The sequence below is a fragment of the Massilimicrobiota sp. SW1139 genome (genome assembly GCF_012027715.1).
GTDB lineage: Bacteria > Bacillota_I > Bacilli_A > Erysipelotrichales > Coprobacillaceae > Allocoprobacillus > Allocoprobacillus merdigallinarum.
In genome coordinates this window covers 1-6,143 of the sequence record NZ_SJOR01000036.1, presented here as the reverse complement: position 1 = coordinate 6,143, position 6,143 = coordinate 1, and the positions used below count along the sequence as shown (strand labels likewise).

The 6,143-nt window shown below is 25.5% G+C and carries 5 protein-coding genes; all 5 read right to left on the bottom strand.

Annotation, left to right across the window (positions count from 1 at the left end):
- Positions 1-536: 536 nt before the first annotated feature.
- Positions 537-1,880, bottom strand: a complete 1,344-nt coding sequence (locus E0K96_RS11900; protein WP_168083410.1) for a dicarboxylate/amino acid:cation symporter — start codon at positions 1,878-1,880, stop codon at positions 537-539.
- An 80-nt stretch (positions 1,881-1,960) separates the two neighbouring features.
- Entirely contained in the window at positions 1,961-2,572 is a 612-nt protein-coding gene (locus tag E0K96_RS11895; RefSeq protein ID WP_370519929.1) for a DUF4230 domain-containing protein, read from the bottom strand.
- Positions 2,573-2,641: 69 nt separating this feature from the next.
- Complete coding sequence (locus tag E0K96_RS11890; protein WP_168083406.1) at positions 2,642-3,628, bottom strand: glycosyltransferase family 2 protein; 987 nt, start codon at positions 3,626-3,628, stop codon at positions 2,642-2,644.
- Positions 3,618-4,604 (bottom strand): glycosyltransferase family 2 protein, encoded by a 987-nt coding sequence (locus E0K96_RS11885; protein ID WP_168083404.1) that lies wholly within the window; start codon positions 4,602-4,604, stop codon positions 3,618-3,620. Before E0K96_RS11885 ends, E0K96_RS11890 begins: the two co-directional genes overlap by 11 nt.
- Before the next feature lie 11 nt (positions 4,605-4,615).
- A complete protein-coding gene (locus tag E0K96_RS11880) occupies positions 4,616-5,980 on the bottom strand; it encodes an oligosaccharide flippase family protein (protein ID WP_370519930.1) in 1,365 nt (454 codons plus the stop codon).
- Positions 5,981-6,143: the final 163 nt, after the last annotated feature.

Genomic DNA, 6,143 nt, shown 5'->3' with positions numbered 1-6,143 from the left:
TACTTTTTAAATATATTATAACATTATTAAATATTCATATAAATAGATATATTTATTCGTATATTGACATCTAAAATGACATAAACTATAATGTAATTGAAAAAAGGAACAGCCGATAAACGGTTATGCCTTAGATTAAATTAAGGAGAAATAACTACCTCAATTTTCCCTAAGCACGAGGTAGTTATTTTTTTTACTCTTATCAATAATAATAAGAAGTAATTTCACTATAACACTTATCATTGTCATGATAAATGTCAGTATTCCTAACACTATCATGACCATCTCATAAGATGTCATGTCCATCACCTCCGTCTTTCATATTTCCATTTATTAAATGAATATCTATGTCAACGAAGGATCACGTGCCTTCGTCCCACGACTAAGGCATAACCACCTACCGTTATTGCTGTTCCATCTGCATTATATCAATATTAAAAATTAGATTCTATATTATCTAGAAAGTGAAGATTTATTTTTAACATTTACTTTAAGCAAATATAGTGATTAAAAAAGTAAACTCAATTTGAGTCTACTTAACTATGATAAATATCTTCATCTAACATATTTTCTTTTTTACCAACAATAACAGAAGTTGCTGAATCACCAACAACATTTAAAGATGTGACAAGCATTTCAATTGGTCTATTGATTGCTAAAATTAATGAATAAGCCAATAATGCCCCATCATTTGTATATCCCATACCAGTCAAAATAGTAAATAAGATAACGGCTCCAGCTCCTGGTGCAGCAGGTGTACCTACTGATGCAATTAAAGCAAGAAATGCAATGACTGCCATAGATGTTAAAGATACATCATAACCAGAACTTGCTGCAATGAAGATAGCTGCAATAACTTGCATGATGGCTGTACCATCCATATTAATTGTCATTCCTAATGGTAAAACAAATGAAGCTATTTCATCACTTACACCCAATTCATGAACTGTTGTTTCTTTATTTAATGGTAATGTTGCTGCACTTGATGATGTTGAAAAACCAAATAAAGCAACTTTTGGTATTTTACGCATAAATGGTTTTGGATTGATTTTTCCCATAACCATTAAATAGATAGGATAAGCTATAAACAAATAAACAAGCAAAGCAAAAAGAACTGTTAAGACATAAGCCAAAGCTGGTAATAAATAATCAATTCCATAGATTGCAAATGTTCTTGTTAATAAACAAAATATTGCATATGGTGCACATTTTGTAATTATAAATGATAAACAAACTGAAATAATATCACTACATTCAATTAATAATTTCTTTAATGTTTTTGTTTTATCTTTTAATTGATTCATAGCAAGTCCAATCGCTACTGCTAAGAAAACAACTGCTAAAACATTACCATTATTTGTAAATGCATTAATTAAATTATTAGGAATCACTGATACAATGATATTTAATGGATTAGAACCTACAGCTCCTTGTTGAATCACTAAGTTATCAGCATGTACTGCATTAAATGCTCCTAAATGATAAACAATTGAACCAATAATACCAGCCCATATTAAAGCACAAACTGTTGTTATAAGGAATGTTCCTATTGTTTTAGAAGAAATTCTTCCTAATTTCTTTGTATCTGTAATAACACAAATAGCCAAAATAATAGATACAAATACCATTGGAATAATAATTAATTGTAATGCATTTACAAATAATTGCCCTACAATATAAAATAAACCAATTGCACTATTAGCGCCTTCAGCAGTAATATCTTGAAATAATACATTATTGATTGTATTCCATAAAGCTTCCTGCCCATTCGCTAATAAATTTTCTCTTAATAAAATACATCCAAACCCTGCAATTAAACCACAAATTAAAGCAATAATCATTTTCTTCGCTAATTTCTTACCACTTTGACTTGAATTCATATATGACCTCCCATTTCTATATCCAAACTTCTAACATTATACTATAATATCGTTATATTTCAACAAAAAATGACAGAACTTTAAGATTCTGCCACTTTTATTTCAATTTTATAATCATCTGAAGATGAATACATTGATTCTACAAATGTTTGTATTGTTTCTTTAGCTTTATTTTGAGCTTCTTCCAATAATCCTTTTTCTTGTGCTTTACTTTCCATGCTCTTTTTTTGATCTATCGCAAATTGATTATAATCAGTAATACTAATCTGATTAAATATATTTTTTGTTTCATCAAAAACTTCAATACTTTCCTGATCAATTTCATGAGATAATATTTTAGCTTGTGGTATTGTTATATCAATATTTTGACCATGAACATTAACTTTTACTAGACTCATATCAATACCAGCCTTAATTTGACCATCATATGATAAAATGAAACTCTTTGTTGTAAAAGGGACTTTCCAACCATAAAAAGTCGCCTGATTTTCATATTTTCCCATATTGGTATAATTATATTCTACACTTGCTAGTTCACTAATACCTTGAATTTGTTGTGATAATAAATCACTTGTAATGGCTGTTGGTTCTTCACCACTTGGCCATACTTTTCCAACAAAAAAGAAAACAACTGCTATCACAACAATAACAATAATATTTTTTAAAGTTTGACTTATTTGTATTTTTTTCACAAACCTCACCTACTTACAGATATTGTAGAAAAGATCAAGATTTTTGTCAAATATTGTTAAAATAATATTTCAACTTTTAAAATTATGTATTAATTTTTTTATATATTTTAAAAGTAAAATACTATATTTTCTTAAATTTGGAGATATAGAAAATAAAAACAACTCAATACATAATCTTAAATTTCTTTTTTTAGAATACTTTTTTTTGTAATATTTTATTTTCTCTTTAATGAAATTTTTATCCCATCTTTCATCATCATAACCATTCATCAATTTATAAATAATCTCATTAATAGTTGCATCTACACATTCACCCCATTGTTTTTGTTGATAAAAACGAAGTCTACTTTCTAATGCATCTATAATATCAAAATGATCATAATATATTCCCTTTATTCTCGTTATACTCATATATGATAATCTATAAAAATATAATTTAGTATTTAAACAACAAATATTATTCACCTTTTCATATAACAAATGAAATATAAAAGCATCTTCATGTATTTTTCCCTCTTTAAATCGTAAATGTTTAAATATATCTTTATGGTATAATTTTCCCCAAGAAGGTATGAATAAATAATGATATGATTTTCCTAAAGATTTTAAAACATCGGTACCACTTAAAAAGAATAATTGATATGAATCAATATATTGATCTATAATTTCATCATCATGAACATATCTTAAATAATCACATACAACCATATCTACTTGATACATTAATATTTCTTTCAATAATAATTCTAAAAAGAACTTAGAAATAGTATCATCAGAATCAACAAAAGTAAGATATTCACCATTCATATGATTTAATCCCATATTCCTTGCAGCAGATAGACCCAAATTTTTTTGATGGAAAACTTTAATTCGAGAATCCTTTTTTGCATATTCATCACAAATGTCACCACTACCATCCGTACTCCCGTCATCTATAAGCAAAATTTCCATATGACTATAAGATTGTAATATAATAGAATTTAAACAATCTTTTAAATAATCTTTAACGTTGTATACAGGGACAATTACACTAATTAAAGGTATCTTATTTTTCATGATGAATTTTTCTCAATAATATATAATGCTTAAAGATAAAAACGAACAGAGTTGGACTTATTATGTAAATGAAATAGCCTATTTTCATCTTCCAAGATAGATAATAAAATGCTGCAAAAGAACTATACTGATGAACATATGTTTTTAATCTATTTTTATTTTTAATATAAACCTTATAATTGTTTAAATATAAATGCGACGACAAAACTAATACTCCTTTTAATATAAAAGATTTAGAATACATAATTTCTTTTTTCATATCATAATGTTGATTATATTCTTTTAAAATTTGCAAAATTTTTTCTTCTATCTCTATTGCGGAAAATCTTCTCTCATCAAATTGACTTCGTGTAAGAGAATTATCAGATGGATAAATGTGATATAAAACTTGCTTAATATTGCCTACTTTTTTAGCATGTTGATAAGCATGTACCAGAAGCATAAGATCCTCTGCATAATAATAATGATAATTTTCTAAAAGAAACTTTTTAAATAAATTTGATTGAAATGCACGTATGCATAAAGAACCACTATACCCTTTATATCGCGAAGAAACTAAATGCTTTAAATAAATAGAAGAATCAGTGTCATAAGGTAAAAAATTTTTTTTGGCGTCTTTACTATAAAATCCAAATTCCAAAATATCATAATCTTTAATATTTTGATCTATAATCTTTAAATATTCCTCTGTAATATAGTCATCTGAATCAACAAATAATATATATTCCCCTTTAGCATTCTCTATACCAATTTTTCTAGCAATATAAGGTCCGCTATGTTTAATTTTTAAATAGTGAATATGAGGTGATAAATAATTTCTAATATGCTTTTCCGTTTCATCAATTGACCCATCATCAACAATAATAACTTCAAAAGGAATATTAAATATCTTTTGTTTAAGAATACTATTTAAACATCTGTCTATATACTTTTCACGATTATAAACAGGTATTATAAAACTATACTTTATTTTCATCTTATACCTCCTTATTTAATATTTTTAAAATTAAAGAAACTAAGAAATGTATAAATAACAAATCCTATACTTACTGATAAAATTAAAAATTGCCAATTCTCTCCATAGAATAAAATTTGATAAACAATTAAAAACATGACTATTCCTGAAATAATATTTCTAAAAATATATTTAAATACAACATTCCATTCAAAATTATTTTTACATAGTATAAATTGAACAATCAAAACAGAAAGTTCTGCAAGTACAGTTCCCCATGCTGCTCCTAGAGCATACCAATAACGGATTAAAAACATATCTGCAACCAAATTTACAATTCCACCTACAACTAAAGATAATATCCATATATTATCCTTTTTATTTGGTAATAAATATCCATTTCCAATCACATTAGAAAAACCAATAATTGGTAATGTCAAAGACAAACATTTAACTATGTCAGAAACTTTATAAAAATCTATTCCAAAAAAAAGTTCAACAAATATATGACTTATGGCTAATAATCCAAAAAAAGAACCTATACTTAAAAATGTATTTAATTTAAACATTATATTTATATATTGATTCTGTTGTTCATACTGCTTTTGATGCGTAACATGTGATATTCTAGGCATCATAACTGTTGAAACGACACTAAATAATGCAACCGGTATAGCAATAATTCTTTCAGCATAAACATAAAATCCTAATTCTGCATTTGTAGACATAATACCTAGTAACGTTTTATCCATTTGATGATATATATTCATTGCCACTATAGGTACAAATAGTATTATCATTTGTTTTAAATGATACAAAATTTTTCTATAGTCAGGTTTTACAAATGTTATATATTTGGTTAAAGCTATCCATGTTAATAGTTGTCCTATTAATAAAGTGGATGCATTAATAAATAAATATAATCCTATATCTAGATGACTATGAACAAATAAAAATATAAGTATAATACAACATACTTTCATCAATACATTTCTAAAAATAGTAATTTTAAATTTTTCAATACCTGCATAAAACCAACTAATATCAACAATAGTTGCTAAAATATTTAATGAACTTATTAAATATAAAATTTGATCATTTTTGTAATAAAAACAAAAAAATAAATATATGACGAAAATAATACTTCCTACAATAAAATGAACAAAAAATATATCCATAAAAATTTGACTAAGCTTTTTTCGATCATTTCTCACAAATGCAATTTCTCTATTTCCATATACAGAAATCCCTAAAGAGGCAAACAATAAAAAATAATTATTAATATTGGATATAAAAGATGTTCTTCCAATATTCTCAGGACCAAAAATTCTTGCTAAATATGGAGATAAAATAAAAGGAGTAATCATCATAAAAAATTGATATCCCATTTGATAAATTAAATTTTTTTTTACAGAAATACTTTTTCCCCCCTTTATTTAATTATTTTCCTTTATAACCACCAATAAATAATTTCTAATAACTTTAAAGTACTTTTAAAAAATTTGATTTATTTTTTCAACACTCAATGTAATTCGTTACCAAGTATAATACACGATTTTA

What these genes read in the sequence shown, in the direction of transcription:
- E0K96_RS11900 (WP_168083410.1), bottom strand. Translation starts at nt 1,880, where the DNA reads ATGAATTCAAGTCAAAGTGGTAAGAAATTAGCGAAGAAAATGATTATT.
- E0K96_RS11890 (WP_168083406.1), bottom strand. Translation starts at nt 3,628, where the DNA reads ATGAAAAATAAGATACCTTTAATTAGTGTAATTGTCCCTGTATACAAC.
- E0K96_RS11885 (WP_168083404.1), bottom strand. Translation starts at nt 4,604, where the DNA reads ATGAAAATAAAGTATAGTTTTATAATACCTGTTTATAATCGTGAAAAG.